Origin of the sequence: Streptomyces africanus, assembly GCF_030816955.1 — a bacterium.
GTDB classification, from domain to species: domain Bacteria; phylum Actinomycetota; class Actinomycetes; order Streptomycetales; family Streptomycetaceae; genus Streptomyces; species Streptomyces africanus.
This window is the reverse complement of the sequence record NZ_JAUSYP010000001.1, coordinates 1,607,991-1,634,759: the sequence shown is the minus strand read 5'-3', so window position 1 is coordinate 1,634,759 and position 26,769 is coordinate 1,607,991. Positions and strand designations below refer to the sequence as shown.

The 26,769-nt window shown below is 70.6% G+C and carries 23 protein-coding genes and 1 pseudogene; 20 read left to right on the top strand and 4 right to left on the bottom strand.

Annotated features, from left to right (window positions below):
* Window positions 1–6: 6 nt before the first annotated feature.
* Both QF034_RS07705 and QF034_RS07700 read right to left on the bottom strand, forming a co-directional pair.
* Window positions 7–678: a response regulator gene (locus QF034_RS07705; protein ID WP_010045368.1), complete on the bottom strand. Its 672-nt coding sequence runs from the start codon at window positions 676–678 to the stop codon at window positions 7–9.
* Between the two features lie 14 nt (window positions 679–692).
* A pseudogene (locus QF034_RS07700) lies at window positions 693–1,734 on the bottom strand (RecB family exonuclease).
* An 809-nt stretch (window positions 1,735–2,543) separates the two neighbouring features.
* Here QF034_RS07700 and QF034_RS07695 point away from each other — a divergent pair.
* The 3 genes from QF034_RS07695 (at window position 2,544) to QF034_RS07685 (ending at window position 6,018) form a co-directional block, all read left to right on the top strand.
* Window positions 2,544–4,145, top strand: a complete 1,602-nt coding sequence (locus QF034_RS07695; protein ID WP_370880934.1) for a site-2 protease family protein — start codon at window positions 2,544–2,546, stop codon at window positions 4,143–4,145.
* 49 nt (window positions 4,146–4,194) lie between these two features.
* Window positions 4,195–5,097 (top strand): tRNA (adenine-N1)-methyltransferase, encoded by a 903-nt coding sequence (locus tag QF034_RS07690; protein WP_020274881.1) that lies wholly within the window; start codon window positions 4,195–4,197, stop codon window positions 5,095–5,097.
* A gap of 342 nt (window positions 5,098–5,439) precedes the next feature.
* On the top strand, window positions 5,440–6,018 hold the full coding sequence (locus QF034_RS07685) for a hypothetical protein (protein WP_307174211.1): 579 nt from the start codon (window positions 5,440–5,442) through the stop codon (window positions 6,016–6,018).
* Window positions 6,019–6,077: 59 nt separating this feature from the next.
* Here the strand turns inward: QF034_RS07685 and QF034_RS07680 are convergent, their stop codons facing one another.
* The gene (locus tag QF034_RS07680; protein ID WP_307174210.1) at window positions 6,078–6,383 is read right to left on the bottom strand and encodes a ferredoxin; all 306 of its coding nucleotides are present in this window, start codon (window positions 6,381–6,383) and stop codon (window positions 6,078–6,080) included.
* A gap of 246 nt (window positions 6,384–6,629) precedes the next feature.
* Between QF034_RS07680 and arc the strand changes: the two genes are divergently transcribed.
* The 5 genes from arc (at window position 6,630) to prcA (ending at window position 12,561) form a co-directional block, all read left to right on the top strand.
* Window positions 6,630–8,396: a proteasome ATPase gene (gene arc / locus QF034_RS07675; protein WP_037671286.1), complete on the top strand. Its 1,767-nt coding sequence runs from the start codon at window positions 6,630–6,632 to the stop codon at window positions 8,394–8,396.
* A gap of 234 nt (window positions 8,397–8,630) precedes the next feature.
* Complete coding sequence (gene dop / locus QF034_RS07670) at window positions 8,631–10,142, top strand: depupylase/deamidase Dop (RefSeq protein WP_370880771.1); 1,512 nt, start codon at window positions 8,631–8,633, stop codon at window positions 10,140–10,142.
* A 178-nt stretch (window positions 10,143–10,320) separates the two neighbouring features.
* Window positions 10,321–10,539, top strand: coding sequence for a ubiquitin-like protein Pup (locus tag QF034_RS07665; RefSeq protein ID WP_010045349.1), 219 nt, complete (start codon window positions 10,321–10,323; stop codon window positions 10,537–10,539).
* Window positions 10,540–10,875: 336 nt separating this feature from the next.
* On the top strand, window positions 10,876–11,721 hold the full coding sequence (prcB, locus tag QF034_RS07660) for a proteasome subunit beta (RefSeq protein WP_307174208.1): 846 nt from the start codon (window positions 10,876–10,878) through the stop codon (window positions 11,719–11,721).
* A gap of 69 nt (window positions 11,722–11,790) precedes the next feature.
* Window positions 11,791–12,561, top strand: a complete 771-nt coding sequence (gene prcA, locus QF034_RS07655) for a proteasome subunit alpha (RefSeq protein ID WP_307174207.1) — start codon at window positions 11,791–11,793, stop codon at window positions 12,559–12,561.
* A gap of 342 nt (window positions 12,562–12,903) precedes the next feature.
* Here prcA and QF034_RS07650 read toward each other — a convergent pair whose 3' ends face one another.
* Window positions 12,904–13,920 (bottom strand): LacI family DNA-binding transcriptional regulator, encoded by a 1,017-nt coding sequence (locus tag QF034_RS07650; protein WP_307174206.1) that lies wholly within the window; start codon window positions 13,918–13,920, stop codon window positions 12,904–12,906.
* Window positions 13,921–14,008: 88 nt separating this feature from the next.
* Between QF034_RS07650 and QF034_RS07645 the strand changes: the two genes are divergently transcribed.
* From QF034_RS07645 to QF034_RS07590, 12 genes are all read left to right on the top strand, one after another.
* Complete coding sequence (locus tag QF034_RS07645; RefSeq protein ID WP_307174205.1) at window positions 14,009–15,268, top strand: MFS transporter; 1,260 nt, start codon at window positions 14,009–14,011, stop codon at window positions 15,266–15,268.
* A 9-nt stretch (window positions 15,269–15,277) separates the two neighbouring features.
* Entirely contained in the window at window positions 15,278–16,639 is a 1,362-nt protein-coding gene (pafA, locus tag QF034_RS07640) for a Pup--protein ligase (RefSeq protein WP_086564699.1), read from the top strand.
* A 192-nt stretch (window positions 16,640–16,831) separates the two neighbouring features.
* Window positions 16,832–17,812 carry an FKBP-type peptidyl-prolyl cis-trans isomerase gene (locus QF034_RS07635; RefSeq protein WP_307174204.1) on the top strand — a complete coding sequence of 327 codons (981 nt, stop codon included), beginning with the start codon at window positions 16,832–16,834 and terminating at the stop codon, window positions 17,810–17,812.
* Between the two features lie 56 nt (window positions 17,813–17,868).
* A complete protein-coding gene (locus QF034_RS07630) occupies window positions 17,869–18,240 on the top strand; it encodes an FKBP-type peptidyl-prolyl cis-trans isomerase (RefSeq protein WP_020274869.1) in 372 nt (123 codons plus the stop codon).
* A gap of 129 nt (window positions 18,241–18,369) precedes the next feature.
* Complete coding sequence (locus QF034_RS07625; RefSeq protein WP_307174203.1) at window positions 18,370–19,347, top strand: helix-turn-helix transcriptional regulator; 978 nt, start codon at window positions 18,370–18,372, stop codon at window positions 19,345–19,347.
* A gap of 18 nt (window positions 19,348–19,365) precedes the next feature.
* Entirely contained in the window at window positions 19,366–20,421 is a 1,056-nt protein-coding gene (locus tag QF034_RS07620) for a helix-turn-helix transcriptional regulator (RefSeq protein ID WP_307174202.1), read from the top strand.
* 100 nt (window positions 20,422–20,521) lie between these two features.
* Window positions 20,522–20,815, top strand: coding sequence for a hypothetical protein (locus QF034_RS07615; RefSeq protein ID WP_307174201.1), 294 nt, complete (start codon window positions 20,522–20,524; stop codon window positions 20,813–20,815).
* Window positions 20,816–20,860: 45 nt separating this feature from the next.
* Window positions 20,861–21,055: a hypothetical protein gene (locus QF034_RS07610; protein WP_059419435.1), complete on the top strand. Its 195-nt coding sequence runs from the start codon at window positions 20,861–20,863 to the stop codon at window positions 21,053–21,055.
* A 259-nt stretch (window positions 21,056–21,314) separates the two neighbouring features.
* A complete protein-coding gene (gene tatA / locus QF034_RS07605; protein WP_020271424.1) occupies window positions 21,315–21,596 on the top strand; it encodes a Sec-independent protein translocase subunit TatA in 282 nt (93 codons plus the stop codon).
* Window positions 21,597–21,643: 47 nt separating this feature from the next.
* On the top strand, window positions 21,644–22,606 hold the full coding sequence (gene tatC / locus QF034_RS07600) for a twin-arginine translocase subunit TatC (protein ID WP_307174200.1): 963 nt from the start codon (window positions 21,644–21,646) through the stop codon (window positions 22,604–22,606).
* Between the two features lie 31 nt (window positions 22,607–22,637).
* Entirely contained in the window at window positions 22,638–23,528 is an 891-nt protein-coding gene (locus QF034_RS07595) for a diacylglycerol kinase (RefSeq protein ID WP_307174199.1), read from the top strand.
* 56 nt (window positions 23,529–23,584) lie between these two features.
* Window positions 23,585–26,431 (top strand): DEAD/DEAH box helicase, encoded by a 2,847-nt coding sequence (locus QF034_RS07590; RefSeq protein ID WP_307174198.1) that lies wholly within the window; start codon window positions 23,585–23,587, stop codon window positions 26,429–26,431.
* Window positions 26,432–26,769 lie beyond the last annotated feature (338 nt).

Sequence of the window (26,769 nt, the reverse complement as noted above, 5' to 3'; positions counted from 1 at the left end):
GGGTGTCTACTGCGCGCCGGGGCGCACCAGTCCGCTCTCGTACGCGTACACCGCGGCCTGCACGCGGTCGCGCAGGCCCAGCTTGGTGAGCACATGCCCGACGTGCGTCTTGACGGTGGTCTCGCTGACGAACAGGTCCGCAGCGATCTCGGCGTTGGACAGCCCGCGCGCCACCAGCTTCAGCACCTCCACCTCGCGGTCGGTGAGCGTGTGCAGCGTGTCCGGCACCGGCTCCTCGCCGGACGGCAGATGCGTGGCGTACTTGTCGAGCAGCCGCCTGGTGATGCTCGGCGCGAGCATCGCCTCGCCCGCGGCCACGACCCGGATCGCCTGCACCAGCTCGTTGGCCGGGGCGTCCTTCAGCAGGAAGCCGCTGGCACCGGCCCGCAGGGCCTCCACCACGTACTCGTCGAGGTCGAAGGTGGTCAGCACCAGGACCTTCGCCGGACCGTCCCGCCCGGGGCCGGTGATCTGACGGGTCGCCTCCACGCCGTCCATCCGCGGCATGCGGATGTCCATCAGGACCACGTCGGGCTGCAGCGCCCGCACCTGGTCCAGAGCCTGGAGGCCGTCACCGGCCTCGCCGACGACCGCGAGGTCCTGCTCGGCCTCCAGGATCATCCGGAAGCCCGTTCGGAGCAGTGGCTGGTCGTCGACCAGTAGGACGCGGATGGCCACGTAAGTCTCCTTCGCTAGTCCGGCCCCATTCTGCCCTGCGCGAGGCCGCCGGACTCAGCCGCCCTGGCCGGTCGCCCGCAGGGGCAGCGGCAGCGGGTACGGCGGGGGAGTGCCGCCGAACTCCGGGCAGTGGGCCTGGTGGTCGCACCAGCCGCACAGCTTCGTGGGGCGCGGCCGCCAGTCGCCCGTCTCGGTCGCCAGCCGGATCGCCTCCCACAGCGCGAGCAGCTTGCGCTCGACCCGCTCCAGGTCGGCGAGGACGGGGTCGTACGTCAGCACCTGGCCGCTGCCGAGATAGACCAGCTGGAGCCGCCTCGGAACCACGTTCTTCAGCCGCCAGACGACGAGGGCGTAGAACTTCATCTGGAACAGGGCGCCCTCGGAGTACTCGGGCCTGGGGGCCTTCCCCGTCTTGTAGTCGACGATCCGGACCTCGCCCGTGGGCGCCACGTCGACCCGGTCGATGATGCCGCGCAGCCGCAGCCCGGACTCCAGCTCGGCCTCGACGAACAGCTCCCGCTCGGCCGGCTCCAGCCGGCTGGGGTCCTCCAGGGTGAACCAGCGCTCGACGAGCTGCTCGGCCTCGCCCAGCCAGCGCGCCAGCCGCTCACCCTCGGGGTCGTCGGCGAACAGCTCCACGACCTCCGGCCGCGTCTCCCGCAGCCGGTCCCACTGGCCCGGGATCAGCGACTTCGCCCGGGGCGCCGTGCGCTCGGCCGCCGGGGCGTCGAAGAGGCGCTCCAGCACCGCGTGCACCAGCGTGCCCCTGGTCGCCGCCTCGCTCGGCTTCTCCGGCAGCCGGTCGATGACCCGGAAGCGGTAGAGCAGCGGGCACTGCATGAAGTCACTGGCACGCGAGGGGGACAGCGAGGCGGGCGGTATGGCCGGGGGCGCGGCCTCGGCCGCGGTCTCGTGCGGCGCGGTCCCGGCCGCCGTCTCCACTGCTGTCTCCGCCGTCTCGACGGCCGCCTCCACAGGCCCGGCCTGGGCCGGCGGATCCACCGCCGCAGCAGGGCTGCTGTCGGGCTGCGCCGCGCCCTCGGTGCTCGTCTCCATGCCCCAGACCATACGGGCCGCCACTGACAGTGACCCAGCCGCGGTCACGCCGTGGGCAGGAGTGAGGTGGCGGGACCGAGGGAAACTCAGGGGTGCCGGGGCGGAAGGCACCTCGACGGACGCATACCATCGACTCGAGACCCTCCCGTCCGGCAGGCGCGGGAGACGATGCGAACGAGGGGACACCGGTGGACGAGAGCGGCGGGCGCGGGCAGCCGCGGTCCGGCAACGAGGAGTCGGCCGAGCGCCACGCAGGGCCTCCGGCCCGGGCCACCGACCCGACCCCCGCCGACGAACAGTCCACGGACGTACGGCGGTTCACCTCCACGAGCGACGACGACGCCCCTGCCGCGACGCCGCCGACCCGGCCGGACGACCGCCCCTCCGGGCAGACACCCGACCCGGCAGCGGACGAGCCCCCCGGGCCCGACCGCCCGGCCGTGCGACCGGGACCCACCACGGACGGCCCGCCGGAAGCTTCACCCGACCCCGCCGAGGCCTCCGCCGGCGGCGGGGACGCCGACAGCCGCCGCTCGCAGGACGACCCGCACGCGGACCGCCCGGAGCGCTCCGCTCACGACGACGCCGGCAGCCACCGTTCCGGGGGCGCCGCGAACCGCCGGGAGACCGAGGCCCTTCGCGAGACTCCCGCCCACGGCGAGGACGACAGCAGCCGTTCGGCGGATGCCGCCGCGCCCGAGGACGGACCCGTGGCCGATGCCCTGCGCGAGTCCCCCGCCCGCGGCGAGGACGACGGCAGTCGCCGGTCGGATGCCGCCGCGCCCGCGGACCGACCCGCGGCCGATGCCCTGCGCGAGTCCTCCGCCCACGGTGAGGACAACGGCGGTCGGCCGGCGGACGGGGACGCGCACCCGGACCGCCCTGCGGCCGCTACCCGCGGCGACGACGACGGCAGTCGCCGGTCGGATGCCGCCGCGCCCGCGGACCGACCCGCGGCCGATGCCCTGCGCGAGGCTCCCGCCCGCGGCGAGCACGACGGCAGCAACCGGTCGGAGGCCCCCGCGCGCCCCGGCCGCCCGGAGGCCGACGCCCTGCGCAAAGCCCCCGCGCACGGTGAGCACGACGGCAGTCGGCCGGCGGAGGGCGACGCGCACCCCGACCGTGCCTATGCCGCCGGTCCGCACTCGGACGCTGCCGCGGGCAACCCCGAGGCGAACAGCCGGCACACCACCCCCGGCACCGGTGACCGCCACCTCGCGCACTCGGCCGACGGCAAGGGTCCCGCGCCCCAGCGCCCGGAGCCGCGAGGCGGGCTGCTGATGGGGCGGCCGTTCGGCGTGCCCGTCTACGTCGCGCCCAGCTGGTTCCTGGTCGCCGCGTTGATCACCTGGGTGTTCGGCGGACAGCTGGAGCGCGTGCTGCCCGAGCTCGGCGCAGCCCGCTACCTGGTCTCCCTGTTCTTCGCGGTCGCCTTCTACGCGTCGGTGCTGGTGCACGAGCTGGCCCACACGGTCGCCGCCCTCCGCTTCAAGCTCCCCGTCCGCCGCATCCAGCTCCAGTTCTTCGGCGGTGTCTCCGAGATCGAGAAGGAGGCCGAGACCCCCGGCCGGGAGTTCGTGCTCGCCTTCGTCGGACCGCTGCTCTCCCTCGTCCTGGCCGGTGTCTTCTACGCCGCCCTGCAGACCGTGGAACCCGGCACGGTTCCGGGCGTCCTGCTGGCCGGCCTGATGATCTCCAACCTCATCGTGGCCGCCTTCAACCTCCTGCCCGGCCTGCCCCTGGACGGCGGCCGCATGCTCCGCGCGGTCGTCTGGAAGATCACCGGCAGGCCCATGACCGGCACCGTCGCCGCCGCCTGGGTCGGCCGCGCCCTCGCCGTCTCCGTCCTGATCGGCCTGCCCCTGCTGACCCAGTCCGGCGCCCTCGGCACCGACGCCGTGGACAACGTCGGCATGGACACCGTCCTGGACGCCCTGCTCGCCGCCATCCTCGCCGCGATCATCTGGACCGGCGCCGGCAACAGCCTGCGCATGGCCCGCCTGCGCGAGCACCTGCCCGAACTGCGCGCCCGCGCGCTCACCCGCCGTGCCGTCCCGGTCGAGACCCACACCCCGCTCTCGGAGGCCCTGCGCCGCGCCAACGCCGCCGGCGCCCGCGCCCTGGTCGTCGTCGACGCCCACGGCAACCCCGTCTCCCTCGTCCGCGAGGCCGCCATCGTCGGCGTACCCGAACACCGCCGCCCCTGGGTCGCGGTCAGCGGCCTCGCCCAGGACCTGACCGACGGCATGCGCGTCTCGGCGGAACTGTCCGGCGAGGAGCTCCTGGACGCGCTCCGGGCGACCCCCGCGACCGAGTACCTGGTGGTCGAGGAGACCGGCGAGATCTACGGCGTGCTGTCCGCGGCCGACGTGGAACGGGCCTTCGTGAAGGCCATGGCCCGCCCCTCCTAGGGGCCGGACCGTGGTCGGAGGCCCTCTCAGGTGCCGGTAGGCTGGTCACATGTCCGAACCGACCGGTGCCGCCCGCAGGCGCGGGCCCTTCAAGGTCGGGGACCAGGTACAGCTGACCGACCCCAAGGGCCGCCACTACACGTTCACGCTCGAGGCCGGGAAGAACTTCCACACCCACAAGGGTTCCTTCCCGCACGACGAACTGATCGGCGCTCCCGAGGGCAGCGTTGTCCGCACCACAGGAAACGTCGCCTACCTCGCGCTGCGCCCCCTGCTCCCCGACTACGTCCTGTCCATGCCCCGCGGGGCAGCCGTCGTCTACCCGAAGGACGCGGGGCAGATCCTCGCCTTCGCCGACATCTTCCCCGGCGCCCGCGTCGTGGAGGCCGGCGTCGGCTCGGGCTCGCTCAGCAGCTTCCTGCTGCGCGCCATCGGCGACCAGGGCATGCTGCACAGCTACGAGCGGCGCGCGGACTTCGCCGAGATCGCCCAGGCGAACGTGGAGCGCTACTTCGGCGGCCCGCACCCCGCCTGGCAGCTCACCGTCGGCGACCTCCAGGACAACCTGTCCGACGCCGACGTCGACCGCGTCATCCTCGACATGCTCGCCCCCTGGGAGTGCCTGGAGGCCGTCTCCAAGGCGCTGGTCCCCGGCGGCATCCTGTGCTGCTACGTGGCGACCACCACCCAGCTCGCCCGGACCGTCGAGTCCATCCGCGAGATCGGCTGCTTCAACGAGCCGACCTCCTGGGAGACGATGATCCGCAACTGGCACATCGAGGGCCTTGCCGTCCGCCCGGACCACCGGATGATCGGCCACACCGGATTCCTGCTCACCGCCCGCCGCCTCGCCGACGGCGTCGAGCCGCCCATGCGCCGCCGCCGCCCCGCCAAGGGCGCCTACGGCGAGGACTACGCCGGCCCCAACGCCGACGGCGGCACCGGCCGCTGACACGGCCCGCCGCCCCGGACAACGCACAAGCGCCGTGGCGGAGTTCCCGGACCCACCGCTGGAACTCCGCCACGGCGCCTTCCTGTTGCCCCGGGCCGCCGCGACGAGTGAACCAGCGCGTGTCCCCCTTGACCTGAAACAGGTCCCCGGCGGCCCGCCCTGCCGACGTGACACGGGCGCCCGTCGGCCCCGCGACGGCACCTGCCCGCTGACACAGCGGCAGGGACCGTAACCCTTCTGACTTCCCCGGCACAGGACCTGCACACCCCGCCGTTCCCTCGAGGTGTGACGTGTGGCACCATCTTGGCCACCCACCGGCACAGCCCTCAGGAGACACTCCTAGTGCAGCCTTCCGCCGTCCCGGAGCTCGCCCACACCCACACCCGCCCCATCCACTGGCTCGCCACCGCGACGGCCGTCGCCGGCGTCGTGGCCCTCTCCTCGCTCTTCCAGCCGGGCGCGGCCACGGCGGCCCAGCCGTCCGCCCCAGAGACCAGAAGCGCACCGGCGAACGTGGCCGCGCCCGACCCGGCCGCGGTGGAGTTCCCCATCGAGTGCGGCCCGGTGAAGGCCGTGGTGGAGAAGAAGGTCTCCGGTGACCTCGACGGCGACGGCACCCCCGAGACGGTGGCCGTGGTCCACTGCGACTCCCCGATGGGCACCCCGCCGGACGGTGTCTACGTCCTCACCCGGGGCCGGGACGGCGGCGCACCGCGTGTGGTGGCGACCCTGCTCGACCCCAAGGACGGCACCACCGTCAGCGACGTCGCCGTGCGCGACGGCGCCGTCACGGCCGCGCTCCTCGGCTACTCGTCGTCCGATGTGCCGCGTTGCTGCCCCGATGTGCACAGCGACGCGAAATGGCGTTGGCGGAACGGCGCGTTCGTGCGCTCGGCACCGGCCGGTGCCCGCAGCGTGTGAGGCCCCTGCGCCCCCACGTGTGAGATATCAGACAGTAGTCACGGAACGTAGAGAAGTAGTCACTCCGCGTCCGGCCCGTAGACCTCGGCCCTGTCCGAAACTCGACGTACGTGGATGCAGTCGCCCGGACACTCCTTCGCCGAGTCGATCACGTCCGTGAGAAGCGGCAGCGGAACGGGCGTTGTCGCGCCCTTGTCCTGGAGCAACTCGTCGTCGGGGCTCTTCACATAGGCCAGACCGTCGATGTCCAGCTCGAACACCTCGGGCGCGTACTGGGCGCAGATGCCGTCGCCGGTACACAGGTCCTGGTCGATCCAGACCTCCAGCGCCTCGGTGTCGACCCCGGCCTCCTGCTGCACGCTCATGTCTCCTGCCGTTTCATGCGTCGAGCCGTATCGGGAATCCGGCCAGCTCTGACGGGTGTTGAACGCTTCGACCGTACCTGAGGCTGGGTTCCAATCATGTTCGCTGGGTATTCCCCTGGCGTGAGGGAGAGCGCAAGGGTGAAGATCGGACACACCCCGACCGTCTTTGTGATCTAGGGGTTTCAATCGACACCCGCCCAGGTAGGGTCTGGAAGCGTCCAGCTCCCCTTGGAGGAGGTGAGGACCGTGGCAGCCCACGACGACGACATGAACCGCGGCATCCGCCCGGGACGCGGGTCCGACGACCCGGCCGGGCAGATCGCCTACCTTGAGCAGGAGATCGCCGTCCTGCGACGCAAGCTCGCCGACTCTCCGCGACACACGAGGATTCTCGAAGAGCGGATCGTCGAGTTGCAGACCAATCTGGCCGGCGTGTCCGCGCAGAACGAGCGGCTCGCCAACACGCTCCGTGAGGCTCGTGACCAGATCGTGGCCCTCAAGGAGGAAGTCGACCGGCTCGCGCAGCCGCCGGCCGGCTTCGGTGTCTTCCTGACGGCCAACGAGGACGGCACCGCCGACATCTTCACCGGCGGCCGCAAGCTCAGGGTGAACGTCAGCCCCAGCGTCGAGCTCGACGAGCTCCGGCGCGGCCAGGAAGTGATGCTCAACGAAGCGCTCAACGTGGTCGACGCCATGGAGTTCGAGCGCGTCGGCGACATCGTCACACTCAAGGAGATCCTCGAGGACGGCGAGCGGGCCCTGGTGCTCGGGCACACCGACGAGGAGCGGGTGGTACGGCTCGCCGAGCCGCTGCTGGACGTCACCATCCGCCCCGGCGACGCCCTCCTGCTCGAACCCCGCTCCGGTTACGTCTACGAGGTCGTGCCCAAGAGCGAGGTCGAGGAGCTCGTCCTCGAAGAGGTCCCCGACATCGGCTACGAGCAGATCGGCGGTCTGGGCGGCCAGATCGAGGCCATCCGCGACGCGGTCGAGCTCCCGTACCTCTACCCGGACCTGTTCAAGGAGCACGAACTGCGGCCGCCGAAGGGTGTCCTGCTGTACGGGCCCCCTGGATGCGGTAAGACCCTGATCGCCAAGGCCGTGGCCAACTCACTGGCCAAGAAGGTCGCCGAGGTGACCGGCCAGGCCGCCGGCAAGAGCTTCTTCCTCAACATCAAGGGCCCCGAGCTCCTGAACAAGTACGTCGGTGAGACGGAGCGGCAGATCCGCCTCGTCTTCCAGCGGGCCCGTGAGAAGGCCAGCGAGGGCACCCCCGTCATCGTCTTCTTCGACGAGATGGAGTCCCTCTTCCGCACCCGTGGCTCCGGTGTCAGCTCGGACGTGGAGAACACCATCGTCCCGCAGCTGCTCGCCGAGATCGACGGTGTGGAAGGCCTGCAGAACGTGGTCGTGATCGGTGCCTCCAACCGTGAGGACATGATCGACCCCGCCATCCTGCGTCCCGGCCGACTGGACGTGAAGATCAAGATCGAGCGTCCGGACGCCGAGGCGGCCAAGGACATCTTCGGCAAGTACCTCACCGAGCGCCTCCCGCTGCACAGCGACGACCTCGCCGAGCACAGCGGATCCAAGGCTTCCACGGTCCAGAGCATGATCCAGACGGCCGTCGAACAAATGTACGCCGAGTCCGAGGAGAACCGCTTCCTGGAGGTCACCTACGCCAACGGCGACAAGGAAGTTCTCTACTTCAAGGACTTCAACTCCGGCGCCATGATCGAGAACATCGTGGGCCGCGCCAAGAAGATGGCGATCAAGGACTTCCTCGAGAAGAACCAGAAGGGACTCAGGGTCTCCCACCTCCTCCAGGCCTGCGTGGACGAGTTCAAGGAGAACGAGGACCTGCCCAACACCACCAACCCGGACGACTGGGCCCGGATCTCCGGAAAGAAGGGCGAACGGATCGTTTACATCCGTACGCTCATCACCGGAAAGCAGGGCGCGGACACCGGACGCTCCATCGACACGGTGGCGAACACCGGTCAGTACCTGTAAAAGGCAGGGCGGCTGCGGGTGCCCTCGGCGGGTACCCGCAGCCGACTGTTTTTCAGGCCACGGCTGGAGCAACGCAATGACGCAAATGATCTCCCCACCAGCGCAAAGGCGTTCTAGGCTCTTGCGTACCGCCAAGTCGCGCAGTGCGGGGACGGGCACCGCACACGCAACCGAGCGCCAGCGGTATCTGAGTGGCGCCCACGACCGAGGGTGCCGCCGGGCAAGGAGGGCCGCATGACCGTACGGCGAGTAATGGGCATCGAGACGGAGTACGGAATCTCCGTCCCCGGCCACCCCAACGCCAATGCCATGCTCACCTCGTCCCAGATCGTGAACGCCTACGCGGCGGCGATGCACCGGGCCCGCCGGGCCCGCTGGGACTTCGAGGAGGAGAACCCGCTGCGGGACGCCCGAGGCTTCGACCTCGCCCGCGAGGCCGCCGACTCCAGCCAGCTCACCGACGAGGACATCGGCCTGGCCAACGTGATCCTCACCAACGGCGCACGGCTCTACGTCGACCACGCACACCCCGAGTACAGCGCCCCCGAGGTCACCAACCCGCGGGACGCCGTCCTCTGGGACAAGGCCGGTGAGCGGATCATGGCGGAGGCCGCGGAACGGGCCGCCCAGCTGCCCGGTGCCCAGCCGATCCACCTGTACAAGAACAACACCGACAACAAGGGCGCGTCCTACGGCACGCACGAGAACTACCTGATGAAGCGGGAGACCCCCTTCTCGGACATCGTGCGCCACCTGACGCCGTTCTTCGTCTCCCGCCAGGTCTTCACCGGCGCGGGCCGCGTCGGCATCGGCCAGGACGGGCACGAGCACGGCTTCCAGCTCAGCCAGCGAGCCGACTACTTCGAGGTCGAGGTCGGCCTCGAGACGACGCTCAAGCGCCCGATCATCAACACCCGCGACGAGCCGCACGCGGACGCCGAGAAGTACCGCCGGCTGCACGTGATCATCGGCGACGCGAACCTGTCGGAGATCTCGACGTATCTCAAGCTGGGGACGACCTCCCTGGTCCTGTCGATGATCGAGGACGGTTTCATCGCCGTCGACCTGGCCGTCGACCAGCCCGTGCGCACCCTCCACCAGGTCTCGCACGACCCGTCCCTGAAGCGTCTGGTCACGCTGCGCAGCGGCCGTACGCTCACGGCGGTCCAGCTTCAGATGGAGTACTACGAGCTCGCGCGCAAGTACGTGGAGGAGCGGTTCGGCGCGGACGCCGACGGCCAGACCAAGGACGTCCTCTCGCGCTGGGAGGACACCCTCACCCGTCTGGAGCACGACCCGATGAGCCTGGCCGGAGAGCTGGACTGGGTCGCCAAGCGGGAGCTCATGGAGGGCTACCGGCGCCGGGACAGCCTCGACTGGGACGCGGCGCGGCTGCACCTGGTCGACCTGCAGTACGCCGACGTACGGCCCGAGAAGGGCCTGTACAACCGTCTGGTGGCCCGCGGGCGCATGAAGCGGCTGCTGGACGAGGCGGACGTCGAGCGGGCCCGTACGGCGCCACCGGAGGACACGCGCGCCTACTTCCGCGGCCGTTGCCTGGAGCAGTACGCGGACGACGTGGCGGCGGCGTCCTGGGACTCGGTGATCTTCGACCTGCCGGGCCGGGACTCCCTCCAGCGCGTTCCAACCCTGGAACCGCTTCGCGGAACGCGTAATCACGTCAAGGAGCTTCTGGACCGCTGCCGCACCGCGGAAGACCTGGTCAGGGTCCTTTCGGGCGGGTGAGCGCGTTCAACGGGTACTCGGGTGGGGCCCGCCGGACAGGGTGGAAAATCCCAGGTCCGGGAATCATCGAGGTGGTCCCCGTACGTTGAAGCAACAGCGGGGCCATTGTCAGACCCGGCGAGTAGGGTCTGATCTTGACCGAGCAACTGTGTCGGGCGAACCGAGCGGGGTGAGGGATATGGCGACCAAGGACACCGGCGGCGGACAGCAGAAGGCCACCCGGTCCACCGAGGAGGTCGAGGAGCAGGCGGCAGAGGCGCAGGCTTCGGAGGACGTCAAGGAGCGTCACGAGAAGCTGAGCGACGACGTGGACTCGGTTCTGGACGAGATCGACGACGTCCTCGAGGAGAACGCCGAGGACTTCGTGCGGTCCTTCGTTCAAAAGGGTGGCCAGTAAGGCGCCTGAGCCTTCGTTCCGAAGGTGAACGGGGTGTCGTGAGTGATGGACGAGCCGAGCGCGGAGCGCTGCGCGCGGGGCACCGCAGGACGTGATGCCCTCGTGTGCGGCGCTCCGGGCGTCGGTGGCGCCCGGGGCCCGGTGGCCCGCCGGGCCAAAGGGCCGGCAAGTGCGGCGCGGCTCCCGCGGAGTTGGTCCCGCCGGGCATGTGGATCACCGCCGCAGGACGGGTAGGGTCCGTGGCATACCGAGCCCCCGGTCGCAACCGGACCGGGATTGTTCCAAGGATCGGCCCGACGTCACAGGGCGGGCTGTCGCATACGTGGAAGGAATCGCGTGGAAGCCAACACTCGTAGCACCGGGCGTCTACCAGCTGCCTTCCTGACGCCAGGGTCTTCCTCCTTCATGGATTTCCTCTCCGATCACCAGCCCGAACTGCTGCCGGGCAACAAGAAGTTGCCGCCGGTGCAGGGCGCGATCGAGGCGCCGCACGGCACGACGATCGTGGCCGTGACGTTCCCCGGCGGCGTCGTCCTCGCCGGTGACCGGCGGGCCACCATGGGCAACGTCATCGCGCAGCGGGACATCGAGAAGGTCTTCCCGGCCGACGAGTACTCGGCCGTGGGCATCGCCGGTACGGCGGGTCTGGCCGTGGAGATGGTGAAGCTGTTCCAGCTGGAGCTGGAGCACTTCGAGAAGGTCGAGGGCGCGCAGCTGTCGCTGGAGGGCAAGGCGAACCGGCTGTCGACGATGATCCGCTCGAATCTCGCCATGGCCATGCAGGGGCTGGCCGTCGTCCCGCTGTTCGCGGGGTACGACGTGGACCGGGAGAAGGGCCGGATCTTCTCCTACGACGTCACGGGCGGGCGCTCCGAGGAGCAGAACTTCGCGGCCACCGGTTCCGGGTCGATCTTCGCTCGCGGCGCCATGAAGAAGCTCTTCCGGGACGACCTGAGCGAGGCCGAGGCCACGACGCTGGTGGTCCAGGCGCTCTACGACGCGGCAGACGACGACTCGGCGACCGGCGGTCCCGATGTCGCCCGCCGGATCTATCCCATCGTCACCGTGATCACCGAGGACGGCTTCCGCCGGATCTCCGAGAACGAGTCGTCCGAGATCGCGCGGTCGATTCTGGAGCGGCGGCTGGAGCAGCCCGACGGTCCGCGGGCCGCGCTGCTGTGAGCAGCGGGCTGTCTTCATGAGGGTGGTCCAGTGAACCGACGGAATCTTCAAGAGAGGGACGGATAACCGGTGTCGACGCCGTTCTATGTCTCACCCCAGCAGGCGATGGCCGACCGGGCGGAGTACGCCCGCAAGGGCATCGCCCGTGGTCGCAGCCTGGTCGTGCTGCAGTACGCCGACGGCATCGTGTTCGTCGGGGAGAACCCGTCCCGTGCGCTGCACAAGTTCAGCGAGATCTATGACCGGATCGGCTTCGCGGCTGCCGGCAAGTACAACGAGTACGAGAACCTGCGGATCGGTGGCGTGCGCTACGCCGACCTGCGGGGTTACACCTACGACCGGGGCGATGTGACGGCCCGGGGCCTGGCGAACGTGTACGCGCAGACGCTGGGCACGATCTTCTCCAGCGCGGCGGAGAAGCCGTACGAGGTGGAGCTGGTCGTCGCGGAGGTCGGGGAGACGCCCGAGGGCGACCAGATCTACCGGTTGCCGCATGACGGCTCCATCGTGGACGAGCACGGCTCGGTCGCGGTGGGGGGCAACGCGGAGCAGATCAGCAGCTATCTGGACCAGCGGCACCAGGACGGTATGACGCTGGCCGAGGCGCTGAGGCTGGCGGTGCAGGCGCTGTCCCGCGACACGAACGGCAGCGAGCGGGAGATTCCCGCGGAGCGGCTGGAAGTGGCGGTGCTGGACCGTACGCGACCGCAGAAGCGGAAGTTCAAGCGGATCAGTGGGCGCCAGCTGGGCCGGCTGCTGGAGGCGGACGGGGCGACCACGGCATCGGAGGCCGAGGCGGACGCCGCGGCCGAGTCGGAGGCGTCCGGCGACAGCGAGTAATCGCCCACAGCCGCGTGCTCCGGCCGTTCTGCGGCTTGGGCGCGCGGCCTTGTGCCTGCGGCGGCCTGCGCGGGTGCGCAGAGGCGTGCGTAGCGCCTGCTCGCCGGTGGTGGGTCGGGGCCGCGCCGGGGGGTGTCCGTCCTCGGAACGGCGCGATGGGGTCGGACGCCGACTGACTGTCCGTTGACGCGTCAACCGCTGCGGGCGGACACCCCCCGACACGTCCCCTTCCGTGCGTGCGGGGGTGCAGGGTGCGTCGTGGCTTAGCTGCCGCAGGCCGTCGCTGCGGGCAGTCGTGCCTCCCCCAGTGTCTTAAGGGCCCGGCCTCAGCGACAACGGGCGCTACCGCGATCCCGGCGGTGCCGTAGAGCCCCGTACCACCAGCCGCACCGGGATGTCCCCGCCCTCGGGCTCGCGGCCCTCCAGGACGGCAAGCAGCGCCGCCATACCCCGTTCACCGAACAACTCGGCGTCCAGGCGGACCGTCGTCAGCTCGGGGTCGATCGCCGTGGCCAGGGCCAGATCGTCCAGGCCGGTGACCGACAGGTCGTCCGGGACGCGCAGGCCCAGGCGGCGAGCCGCCTTGTACGTGCCGGCGGCCAGCAGGTCGTCGTCGCAGACCACCGCCGTGGGGCGGGGGCCGGGTCCCGAGAGGGCGGTTTCGGCCGCGGCCACCGCACCCTCGATGGAGATCGGTGAGCGGGCCGTACGGACGGACGTGCCGGGCACCCCGGCCAGGCGGGCCGCCAGCCCCCGGGCGCGTACGTCGAAGGTCCAGGACGGCACGTCCGCCGCCAGGTGGAGGAACCGGCGGTGGCCGAGGGACAGCAGGTGTTCCGCGACCTGGCGGACACCGTCGGCGATGTCCAGGTTGACCGTCGCCGCTCCCAGGCTGCCCGCCGGGTCACTGTCCAGCATCACCAGCGGCAGCGCCTCCCCGCGGATCGCGCTGAGCGCGTCCGCGGCCATGGAGGACGCGATGACGCCGTCGAGCGCGGCCTGCGCGGAGGCGAAGGGGTCCCGGGCGGGGCCGATGCCCTCGGGGGAGGGGTAGAGCACCACGCCGAAGCCGTGCTCGGCGGCGACGCGGGTGGCGCCCGTGTAGACGCCGGCGAAGAACTCCGTGGTCAGGGCCGGGACCACCAGGAGGACCGTGCGGGTACGGCCCAGGCGCAGATTGCGGGCGGCCAGGTTCGGCCGGTAGCCCAGGTCGCGGGCCGCCTCGCGGACGCGCTGAGCGGTTGCCTGCGAGACGCGGCCGTGCCACTTGTCCCCCAGGACCAGGGAGACCGCCGCCTGGGACACGCCGGCGGCCTGGGCGACGTCCCGGCTCGTGGGGCGGGTGCTGCCTCGTGCCACCGTCGGCCGCTCCTTCGTCTGGACGCCTGAACAGCGGCCATGGTACGTATGGAAGTCGACGTTATACGTAAAACCTAGGGCGGGGGACATGGCCACGGGATACCTGGAGATCCTTCGGGCGCGACACGCCGCCCGGCTGCTCGTCGGCACGCTCGTCGGCCGGCTGCCCAACGCCACGGCGGCCATCGCGATCCTGCTGTTCGTACGGGCCGAAGGCGGCTCGTACAGCCTCGCGGGGGCGCTCGCGGGCGTGTACGGCGTCGCCAACGCCGTGGGGCAGCCGGTGCTGGGCCGGCTCGTGGACCTGCGCGGGCAGCCGCGCGTGCAGTTGCCCGCGGCCGTTCTCTCCGGGCTCGCCATGGCCGTCTTCGCCTTCGCGGGCATCGGGTCGCTGCCCCTCGCGTATGCCGCCGTGGCCGGTGCCGGGCTCTTCACCCCTCCCCTGGAGGGCGGACTGCGGGCCCTGTGGTCGTCGGTCCTCCGCAAGGAGGAGCACGTGCACACCGCGTACGCCATGGACGCAGTGGCCCAGGAGGTGATGTTCACCGTCGGGCCGCTGCTCGTGACGCTGTGCGTCTCCCTGTGGTCCGCCCAGGCCGCGCTGCTCGTGCTGAACGCGGTCGGGGTGCTGGGGGCGCTGTCCGTGGTGGTGTCGCCGCCCTCGCGCGCGTGGCGGTCGGCGCCGCGTGAGGCGCACTGGCTGGGCGCGCTGCGCTCGCCGGGGCTGCTGGCACTGCTGGCGGCGTTCCTGTTCATCGGGATGGCGCTCGGGTCCATCACGGTCGCCTCGGTGCCCTACGCGGACGACCACGGCGGTGACGTCGTGTACGGCTGGCTGATGGCGGCCCTGGGGTTCGGGGCGCTGGTCGGCGGCGCGGTGTACGGGGCCCGGCAGTGGGCCGGTGAGCCCGCGCGGCGACTGCGGGTGCTGGTGGCCCTTCTGGTGGTGTGTTACCTGCCGCTGACGCTCATGCCGGACGCGGTGCCCATGGTGGCGCTGACCGCGCTCGCCGGGGTCTTCCTCGCGCCCGCCATCGCCTGCGCCTTCGTCCTGGTCGACCGGCACGCGCCGCGCGGCACGGTCACCGAGGCGTTCTCCTGGCTGGTGACGACGTTCACCGTGGGCCACTCGGCCGGAACGGGCGTCGCGGGGCCCGTCGTAGAGGTGGGCGGGGCCCTGTGGGGCTTCGCACTGCCGGGGGTCGCGGGTGGCGTGTCCCTGCTGGTTTTGACGGCCACGGGGCGGGTACTCGCAGCTCCCGGTGGGGGAGGGGTGGTTGCCGCCGGTTCGGAAAATGATCCAAACCGTGCCGTCGAACCCCGTTTCAGTTCAGGGGATCGGGCGTAATGTTCCCTCATGGACCGCCGCATTTTCGGGCTGGAGAACGAGTACGGCGTCACGTGCACGTTCAGGGGACAGCGCCGCCTGTCTCCTGACGAGGTGGCGCGGTACCTCTTCCGCCGTGTCGTGTCATGGGGCCGCAGCAGCAATGTCTTTCTGCGAAACGGCGCCCGCCTCTATCTCGACGTGGGTTCACATCCGGAATACGCCACACCGGAATGTGACAACGTGATCGAACTGGTCACCCACGACAAAGCGGGCGAGCGCATTCTCGAAGGACTCCTGGTGGACGCCGAACGACGCCTGCACGAGGAGGGAATCGCGGGCGACGTCTACCTCTTCAAGAACAACACCGATTCGGCGGGCAACTCCTACGGCTGCCACGAGAACTATCTGGTCGCCCGGCACGGGGAGTTCTCCCGGCTCGCGGACATTCTCATTCCGTTCCTGGTCACACGGCAGTTGCTGTGCGGCGCGGGCAAGGTGCTCCAGACGCCGCGTGGTGCCGTGTACTGCGTCAGCCAGCGCGCCGAGCACATCTGGGAGGGCGTCTCCTCGGCGACGACCCGCTCCCGGCCGATCATCAACACGCGTGACGAGCCGCACGCGGACGCCGAGCGCTACCGCCGCCTGCACGTCATCGTGGGCGACTCCAACATGTCCGAGACGACCATGCTGCTCAAGGTCGGCGCCACCGACCTGGTGCTGCGCATGATCGAGGCGGGCACCGTCATGCGGGACCTCACCCTGGAGAACCCGATCCGGGCGATCCGCGAGGTCAGCCACGACATCACCGGCCGCCGCAAGGTCCGCCTGGCCAGCGGACGCGAGGCCTCCGCCCTGGAGGTGCAGCGCGAGTACTACGAGAAGGCCGTGGACTTCTGCGAGCGCCGCGGGATCCGCACCGGCACCGTCGAGCAGGTCCTGGAGCTGTGGGGCCGCACCCTGGACGCGATCGAGACCGAGGACCTCGACCGCATCGGCACCGAGATCGACTGGGTCATGAAGTACAAGCTCCTCGAGCGGTACCGGGCCAAGCACAACATGACCATGTCGCACCCGCGAGTCGCTCAGATAGACCTCGCCTACCACGACATCCACCGCCGTCGTGGCCTGTACTACCTGCTCGAGAAGAAGGGGCAGGCGGCGCGCGTCTGCAACGACTTGAAAATCTTCGAGGGCAAGTCCGTTCCGCCGCAGACCACTCGGGCCCGGCTGCGGGGCGACTTCATCCGGCGCGCGCAGGAACAGCGCCGTGACTTCACGGTCGACTGGGTGCACCTCAAGCTCAATGACCAGGCCCAGCGCACCGTGTTGTGCAAGGACCCGTTCCGTTCCGTGGACGACCGGGTGGAGAAGCTGATCGCCGGAATGTGAGCCGGTTCCGGCCAGTCCGCGAAGCCGATGCCCGGAGGTTTTCGTACCTCCGGGCATCGGCCCTTTCCGTTCCGGACCCGCCCGTACGGGAGCGGCCCGGGTGATGTCGTGTCGCGCGGTGAGGCGAGTGAGGAGCGTGTACGCCGTAGAGTGGCGGCCATTGCCCCCACACCACCGATCCCAGTTGGACTGATGAACTACAACACGAAACGACGCGTGGCCGCGCTGCTGGCCGTTCCTGCCCTGTTGTTCACCGCCGCGTGCGGATCGGACGACGGGAACAACGGCGACACGGTGGAAGGCGTCGCCGAGGTCAAGGGGAAGGTCGGGGCGAAGCCCGAGATCTCCGTGCCCAAGGACGGCAAGCCGTCCGACAAGACCGTGGTCAAGACGGTCTCGGCGGGCAGCGGAACCCCGATCAAGGGCTCGGACTTCGTCCGCCTGGACTGGACCGTCGAGAAGTGGGGCGGTGACCAGGAGCTCGGCGGTACCTGGGCCGCGGGATCGACGGGTGACAAGGCGCCCCGACGGCAGTCCATCGAGCAGATCGGCAAGCCGAGCCAGCAGCTCCCCCCGAAGGTCCTCGACGCGGTGAAGGGCAAGAAGCCCGGCAGCCGGATCCTGGTGCAGGGCACCGCGGGCGACCTGATCGGCCAGAGCCTGAACACCTCCTCCGGGATCGCCGCGAAGGACGTGCTGATCTGGGTGGTCGACCCGGTCGGTGCCGCGAGCGTCGACTCCAAGGGTGAGGTCAAGGGCGAGCAGGTGCCCTCCGAGGCGGGCCTGCCCGAGGTGAAGTCGCCGTCGCAGAAGGCCGCGGTCATCACCGTCCCCAAGGGCGAGAAGGCTCCCAAGGACCTCAAGCAGCAGGTGCTGATCAAGGGCGACGGCAAGAAGGTCGAGGCCGGACAGGGCCTCATCGCCCAGTACACCGGGGTCAAGTGGGAGGACGGCAAGAAGTTCGACTCCTCCTGGGACCACGGCGGCGCCACCGCTTTCCAGATCGGCAACGGCTCCGTGGTGGCGGGCTGGGACAAGGGCCTCGTCGGCAAGCACGTGGGCGACCGCGTGCTGCTGGTGATCCCGCCCTCGCTCGGCTATGGCGCGAGCCCGAGCAGTGAGCTGGCCAAGAACACCCTGGTCTTCACGGTGGACATCCTCGGCACGGTCTGACCCGGCCGGTCTGTGAGACTGTTCCCGACGCAGGTCACGTAACAAGGAGAGATGAAGTGAGCATCGACAAGCCCGAGATCGACTTCCCGGGCGGCGAGCCCCCGGCGGACCTCGAGATCAAGGACATCTGGGAAGGCGACGGCCCGGTCGCGCAGGCGGGTCAGACGGTCACCGTGCACTACGTCGGTGTCGCCTTCAGCACGGGCGAGGAGTTCGACGCCAGCTGGAACCGTGGCACCCCCTTCCGCTTCCCGCTGGGCGGCGGCCGGGTCATCAAGGGCTGGGACCAGGGCGTGCAGGGCATGAAGGTCGGCGGCCGCCGCCAGCTGACCATCCCCGCCCACCTCGCGTACGGCAACCAGAGCCCGTCCCCTCTGATCAAGCCGGGCGAGACGCTGATCTTCGTGGTCGACCTGCTCGGGGTCTGAGCAGGATCCGAACAGACTCGATCACGTGGGGCCCATGCCTGTTCGGGCATGGGCCCTCGGCTTTTGCCGGGCCACCGCGGAGCGGTACGGTCATGCCTCGTAAGCACCATAGGGAGGCGAAGCGCGTCGATGGCCATTGCCAAGGCCGAGCGGCTGATGAATCTGGCGCTGTGTCTGCTCGGGACGCGGCGGCCGCTCAGCAAGCGTGAGCTGCGCGACTCCATCGAGGCCTACGTCGAGGCCTTCGGGCCGGGCAACGGCCCGGGCGGCAACGACGACTCCTTCAACCGCATGTTCGAGCGCGACAAGGACGATCTGCGCGAACTCGGACTGGTCATCGAGACCGTCGAGAGCCTCGACGGCGAGGTCGGCTATCTGGCCCGCCGGGACAGCAACCGCCTCCCGCCCATCACCCTGGACGCCGAGGAGGCCGCCGCCCTCGGACTCGCCGCCAAGGTGTGGCAGCAGGCCCGGCTCGCCGGTGCCGCCAGCGGCGCCCTCCAGAAGCTGCGCGCGGCGGGACTCCCCGAGGACGTCGACCCGTACGGGGCGCACGGCGCGCTGGAGCCGCGCATCCCCGTGCACGAGGCGGCGTTCGAGCCGCTGATGCTCGCCTGCCGGGACCGCCGGCCCGTCGTGTTCGACTACCGCAAGGCCACCGCCGCCCGCCCCGAGCAGCGGCATGTGGAGCCGTGGGCGCTGGAGTGCTGGCGGGGCCACTGGTATCTGGCGGGCTGGGACCGCGACCGGGGCGCCGAGCGGGTCTTCCGGCTGTCGCGGATCACCGGCAAGGTCCGCTCGCGCGGCGGCCGGTACACCGCTGACGTGCCGGACGTCGTCACCGTCCGTGAGACCGTCGCGAGCTGGGCCGGGGAGATCACCGATCGCTCGGCGCGGATCCGGCTGCGCTCGGCCGCGGGGTACCCCCTTCGGGCGAAGGCCACCTCGGTCCGGGAACTCGGTGACGGCTGGGACGAGTTGGAGATTCCGTACGGCCACGGGCTGGACGCCTGGCTGGTGGAGTTCGGGCCGGACGTGGTCGTCCTGGAGCCCGCGGAGCTGCGGGCCGACGTGGTGGACCGGCTGCGGGCCGTGGCCAAGGGCTGAGGGGGAGCGGACGAGACAGTGGCAGGCAAACCGGTCAGGCCCGTGAACGCCATCGACCAGACCAGACGGATGCTCTCCCTGGTGACGTATCTGAGGGAGCGCCCCGGGGCCCGGGTCGAGGACGTCGCGCGCGCCTTCGGCATCACCGAGGACGAGCTGGTCTCGGACCTCGACGTGCTGCCCATGTGCGGCACCAGCTTCCGCGGCGGTGACCTGCTCGACATCGACACCGACGGCGAGCGCATCTGGTGGCACAACCCGGCCGCCCTGGCGGCGGAGGCGGCCGAGCCGCTCAGGCTCGCCGCCGACGAGGCCACCGCCCTGCTCGTCGCCGCCCGGGCCGTGGCCACCCTGCCCGGCCTGCGCGAGAGCGACCGGCAGGCGCTGCTGCGGGCGACGGCCAAGGTGGAGACCGCGGCCGGCGAGGCGGCGGGCGCCAGCTCGCGGCTGTCGGTGACCTTCGAGTCCGAGGGCGGGGTCTTCGCGGACGTCGACCGGGCGATCGCCGAGCGCCGCCGACTGTGGATCCGCTACTACTCGCCCGCGCGCGACGAGGTCACCGAGCGGGAGATCGACCCGATCCGCCTGGTCAGCGTCGGGCACACGTATGTCGAGGCCTGGTGCCGCCGCTCGGAGGCGCGCCGCACCTTCCGGCTCGACCGGGTCGCCGAGATCAAGATCCTGGACGAGCCGTCGGCACCGCCGGAGATCGAGCTGCGGGACCTGTCCGAGGCGCTGGTGCAGCCCGCGGCCGAGGACCCGGAGGTCGTGGTCGAGGTCGGGCCGGGCGGCCGCTGGGTCGCCGAGTACTACCCGCACGACAGTGCGGATGAGCTCCCGGACGGCGGCCTGCGTATCACTTTGCGGACCCCCGAACCGGCGTCGCTGCGGCGCCTGGCGCTGCGGCTCGGGCGGGACGGCCGAATCGTGTCGCCGCACGAGCTGACGGACAGCGCCCGGCAGGCGGCCCGCGAGGCGCTGGCGGCGTACGACGGGATCGACACCGTGGAGGCGGCCGGCGGGCCGCGTGTGGTGCACGCCGTCGCGGACGGGCCGGACGGCAGACGCGCGTGAGCCGCGGGTGCCACCGCCGTCGACGGCCGGAGACGGCCGTCCCGCGACACCGGCCGTGGCGCTCCGGAGGCGAACGACCCGAGAAAGAGGAGCCAGGGCTGTGAGCGAGTCGGTGACGTCCGGTGCGATGGGCATGACGGTGGAGTCCGCGTTCGCCGGGATGAGAAGCGTGGCCCCCGTGGTGTTCCGGGCGGGCTGCCCGGACTGCCGGGAACGCTTCGAGCTCACCGCGGGCGCCCTGCGCCTCGCCATCGGCGCGACGAGCCGCACCACGTTCTACTCCTTCACCTGCCCGGAGTGCGGCGCCGCCGTCCGCAAGCCCGCGGGGGAGCGGATCGTGGAACTGCTCACGGACGGCGGGGTACGCACCCTGCGGCTGCACTCCACCGTCTAGTGGGCCGGGGAATCCGGCCCGTCGGAAGGGTCTAGGCTCGGCGTCATGTTCTGGCCGATGTTCGCGATTGCCGTGGGATTCGTGGGTCTCGCCGTGCTCGGGGTGCTCGCCGTGCGGGTCTTCGTCGAGGCACAGCGCCTGGGCAGCCAGGTCACGGACTCGGCGCGCCGTATCAACCGGGCCGCGGAGGACCTGGAACGGGCGGCGGAGAGCGCGGCCCGGTCCGTCGACGCCCTGTGAGGTGTCCGGCCGGTGGCTGTGAGTCCGGCATTGGGACACTTCGCCCTGTCACCTCGGCGGTTCGGACAGGTACTCTGCTGGTCGCGGCCCGGTTAACGAGGCACTGGCCGCGGACGGGAGTACGCACAGGGGATGCAGAGGGATTGCCCCACGTTCACCCCTGAGCGTTACGATCGCTGTCGACACGATCGTTCGGACACATGTCCGACCGGTCGGACAGCACCCCACCACAGCCGCCTCGGTGAGAAGGTAAAGACTTATGTTCGGAAGGCTCGGAGCCCCCGAGATCATTCTCATCCTCGTCGTCATCATCCTGCTGTTCGGCGCGAAGAAGCTTCCGGACATGGCTCGGTCGCTCGGCAAGTCGGCCCGCATCCTCAAGAGCGAGGCCAAGGCCATGAAGGATGAAGGCAAGTCGTCCACCACCCCGGCCGGCCCACCCAACACCGACGAGCCCTCGCAGCGCACCATCCAGGCCGCCCCCGGTGACGTGACCAGCTCGCGTCCGGTCAACGAGCCGACGGACACGACCAAGCGCTGACGCAGGGCCGGTGACCTCCGGCCCGCCGCACGAGATGGGAACGTGGGTTGCTGAAGTCTGCCCGCAAAAAGGAGAGGGATCCCGAGGGGCGGATGCCCCTCGCGGAGCACCTTCGCGAGCTCCGCAACCGGCTCGCCAAGGCGATTCTGGCGATCGTCGTCGTCACGGTCTTCGCCGCCTTCTTCTACAACGACATCATCAACTTGATCACCAAGCCGATCCTCGACTCGGTCGGCTGTGACAAGACCTTCGCGGAACTGGCCCAGTCTCAGCCGGGCTCCAAGCCGTGCGCGCAGATCACCATCAACGGCCTGCTCACCCCCTTCACGCTGGCGCTGAAGGTCTCCCTGATGGCCGGTGTCGTACTGGCCTCGCCGATCTGGCTCTACCAGCTGTGGGCCTTCGTCGCGCCCGGTCTGCACCGGCACGAGAGGAAGTACGCCTACGCCTTCGTCGGCACGGGCGCACCGTTGTTCGTCGCCGGTGCCTACTTCGCCTACACGGTCCTGCCCACCACGGCGAAGGTGCTCCTCGAGTTCACCCCGGGCGGCACGTCCAACCTCCTCCCGCTGGACGACCTGCTCGACCTGGTCATGCGGATGGTGCTCGTCTTCGGCCTCTCGTTCGAGCTGCCCCTGCTGCTGGTCATGCTCAACCTCACCGGGGTGCTCACCGGCAAGCGCATGCTCGGCTGGTGGCGCGGCATGATCATGGCCATCACGGTCTTCGCGGCCATCGCCACACCCAGCACCGACCCGCTGACCATGCTGGCGCTCGCCGGGCCGATCTGGCTTCTGTACTTCGCCGCCGTCGCCTTCTCCCTGCTCAACGACCGCCGTCGCAGCCGCCGCGACGCCCTGGGCCCCGCCGACGACGAGGCCTCCGAGCTGGACCTCACCCCCGAGGACATCGGCGAGATCGAGCCCGTGACGACCGGCCGCGCCGCCCTGCCCGAGCAGGCGAGCGGGGACCGCACGGACCGGGTCAACGGTTATGACGACGTGACCTGAAGACCGGCGGGCAGCTCATAGGGTCGGTCGCGTGACCAGCGAGATCACCCTCTTCGTCAACCCCACCGCGGGTCGCGGCCGGGGCGCCCGCGCGGCGCAGCCGGCCGCTTCCGCTCTGCGGGCGGCCGGTTTCTCGGTGCGTACGGTGCTCGGGGAGGACGCCGAGGACGCCCTCACCCGCGCGCGTGCCGCCGTCGCGGGCGGCACCGGAGCGCTGATAGCCGTCGGCGGCGACGGCATGGCCCATCTCGCCCTGCGGGCGGTCGCGGGCACGAGCACCCCGCTCGGCCTGGTCGCGGTCGGCACCGGCAACGACTTCGCCCGCGCTCTCGGTCTGCCCGTGCGCGAGCCGGCCGCCGCGGGCCGCATGATCGCCGACGCCCTCAAGTGCGGCCGGCTCCGCGACATCGACCTCGGTCAGGTGGGAGACCGCTGGTTCGGCACGGTCCTCGCCTCCGGCTTCGACTCCCGGGTCAACGACCGGGGCAACCGCATGCGGTGGCCCTCCGGCCGCTTCAGGTACGAGCTCGCGATGATCGCCGAACTCGCCGCGTTCCGGCCCGTCCCGTACCGGATCCGCCTCGACGACGGTGAGGTGCGCGAGGTCGAGGCGACCCTCGTCGCCGTCGGCAACGGCTCGTCGTACGGCGGCGGCATGCGGATCTGCCCCGGAGCCGACCTGACCGACGGGCTGTTCGACATCACCGTGGTCGGGGACTGCGACCGTACGACGCTGCTGCGGGTGTTTCCGCGGGTGTACCGGGGGACGCACGTCGAGCATCCGAAGGTGACCGTGCTGCGGGCGGCCCGGGTCGAGATCGCCGCGGAGGGGATCACCGGGTACGCGGACGGGGAACCGCTGGGCCCGCTGCCGCTGACCGCGCGCTGTGTGCGCGGGGGCGTGCGGGTCGTCGGCCCCTGAGCCGCGCTGCCCCTGAGCTGCGCCGATCCCCGGTTTCACGGGAACGGATCCGGATAATGATCGTCCTGTTGTCAGTGCGGCCCGGTACGCTCGAAAGCACGATGACAGAGGACCTCTCACCGGCCGAGCGGTACGCGGCAGCCCGTAAGCGTGCTGCCGAGCAGGCCACCGCGCTCGCCTCATTCCGCGAGATGTACGACTTCGGCCTCGACCCCTTTCAGATCGAGGCCTGCCAGGCGCTCGAGGCGGGGAAGGGCGTGCTGGTCGCGGCGCCCACCGGATCCGGCAAGACGATCGTCGGCGAGTTCGCCGTCCACCTCGCCCTTCAGCAGGGCAAGAAGTGCTTCTACACGACACCCATCAAGGCACTGTCGAACCAGAAGTACGCCGATCTGTGCCGCCGCTACGGCACGGACAAGGTGGGCCTGCTCACCGGCGACAACAGCGTCAACTCCGACGCCCCCGTGGTCGTGATGACCACCGAGGTGCTGCGGAACATGCTGTACGCCGGTTCCCAGACCCTCCTGGGCCTCGGCTACGTGGTCATGGACGAGGTGCACTACCTCTCCGACCGGTTCCGCGGCGCCGTCTGGGAAGAGGTGATCATTCACCTCCCCGAGTCGGTCACGCTCGTCTCCCTCTCGGCGACCGTGTCGAACGCCGAGGAGTTCGGCGACTGGCTCGACACGGTCCGCGGCGACACCGAGGTGATCGTCTCCGAGCACCGGCCCGTGCCGCTGTTCCAGCACGTGCTGGCCGGGCGGCGGATGTACGACCTGTTCGAGGAGGGCGAGGGCCACAAGAAGGCCGTCAACCCCGACCTCACGCGCATGGCGCGCATGGAGGCGACCCGGCCGTCGTACCAGGACCGCCGGCGAGGCCGGCTGCGCGAGGCCGACCGCGAGCGTGAGCGCAGACAGCGTTCCCGGGTGTGGACGCCGAGCCGGCCCGAGGTCATCGAGCGGCTCGACGCCGAGGGCCTGCTGCCCGCCATCACGTTCATCTTCAGCCGCGCCGCCTGCGAGGCCGCCGTCCAGCAGTGCCTGTACGCGGGGCTCCGGCTGAACGACGAGGAGGCACGCGAGCAGGTCCGCTCCCTCGTCGAGGAGCGCACGGCGTCCATCCCGCGCGAGGACCTGCACGTCCTCGGCTACTACGAGTGGCTGGAGGGCCTGGAGCGCGGTATCGCCGCCCACCACGCGGGCATGCTGCCGACCTTCAAGGAGGTCGTCGAGGAACTGTTCGTACGCGGCCTGGTCAAGGCCGTGTTCGCGACCGAGACCCTCGCCCTCGGCATCAACATGCCCGCCCGTTCGGTGGTGCTGGAGAAGCTCGTCAAGTGGAACGGCGAGCAGCACGCGGACATCACCCCGGGCGAGTTCACACAGCTGACCGGCCGGGCCGGACGGCGCGGCATCGACGTCGAGGGCCACGCCGTGGTGCTGTGGCAGCGCGGCATGAGCCCCGAGCACCTGGCAGGCCTGGCCGGCACGCGCACGTACCCGCTGCGGTCCAGCTTCAAGCCCTCGTACAACATGGCGGTCAACCTGGTCGAGCAGTTCGGCCGGCACCGCTCGCGCGAGTTGCTGGAGACGTCCTTCGCGCAGTTCCAGGCGGACAAGTCGGTCGTCGGGATCTCCCGGCAGGTACAGCGCAACGAGGAGGGGCTCGAGGGCTACAAGGCCTCCATGACCTGCCACCTCGGCGACTTCGAGGAGTACGCGCGGCTGCGCCGCGAACTCAAGGACCGGGAGAACGAGCTGGCCCGGCAGGGCGCGGCACAGCGGCGTGCGGAGGCCGCGGTCGCGCTGGAGAAGCTGAAACCCGGTGACGTCATCCACGTGCCCACCGGCAAGTACGCGGGCCTGGCCCTGGTGCTGGACCCGGGCCTGCCCGCAGGCCGTTCGAACGGCCATCGCGGCTTCGAGCACCACGACGGGCCGCGCCCGCTGGTGCTGACCGCCGAGCGGCAGGTGAAGCGGCTGGCGGCCATCGACTTCCCGGTGCCGGTCGAGCCGCTGGAGCGGATGCGGATCCCGAAGTCCTTCAACCCCCGTTCCCCGCAGTCCCGTCGGGACCTCGCGTCCGCGCTGCGCACCAAGGCCGGGCACATCCCGGCCGACCGGCACCGCAAGCGGCGCTCCCAGGCAGCCGACGACCGCGAGATCACCCGGCTGCGGACCGCGCTGCGCGCGCACCCCTGCCACGGGTGCAACGACCGTGAGGACCACGCCCGTTGGGCCGAGCGCTACCACCGGCTGCTGCGGGACACCTCGCAGCTGGAGCGGCGTATCGAGGGCCGTACGAACACGATCGCGCGGACGTTCGACCGGATCGTGGCGCTGCTGACCGAGATGGACTACCTGCGCGGTGACGAGGTCACCGAGCACGGCAAGCGGCTCGCGCGACTGTACGGCGAGCTGGACCTGCTCGCCAGCGAGTGCCTGCGCGAGGGCGTCTGGGAGGGGCTCGGCCCGGCCGAACTGGCCGGGTGTGTCTCGGCGTTGGTGTACGAGGCGCGGGTCGGGGACGACGCGCTGGTGCCCAAGCTGCCGTCGGGCAAGGCCAAGGCCGCGCTGGGCGAGACGGTGCGGATCTGGGGGCGGCTGGACGCGCTGGAGGAGGAGTTCCGGATCAGCCAGACCGAGGGGGTCGGGCAGCGGGAGCCGGACCTCGGGTTCGCCTGGGCCGCGTACATGTGGGCCTCTGGGAAGGGGCTCGACGAGGTGCTGCGCGAGGCGGAGATGCCGGCGGGGGACTTCGTGCGGTGGTGCAAGCAGGTCATTGACGTGCTGGGGCAGATCGCTGCGGCTGCGCCGCAGGGCTCCAGTGTCGTGAAGAACGCCCGTAAGGCCGTTGATCTGTTGCTGCGGGGAGTAGTCGCCTACTCGTCGGTGGGGTGAGCTTGCTGCGCGGGTGCCCGTGGTTTGTGGTTGCTCGCGCCCACGCGGCGGAGCCGCACATCGGCACAGCCCCGCGCCCCTGAGGGTGCGTTGTTCTGAAGGTCCCTCACTCGTGACGGTGAGGGACTTTCGTATACCCGTTCGCAACTACCCTTCGTATTCGAACGGTGTCGCAGCGTGTAAACGACTGAGCGTACTATCCCTTCGCGTCCGGTTTCCGGCAGTTGCTGAATATGACACAGCGATGATCCGGTCGGACTAAGCTCGCCCGCAGCGCACCGGCTTGAGCTGAATTCGTGCGTTTGTTCCCCAATGTGCGGAAGAGTCCTACAGCTTCA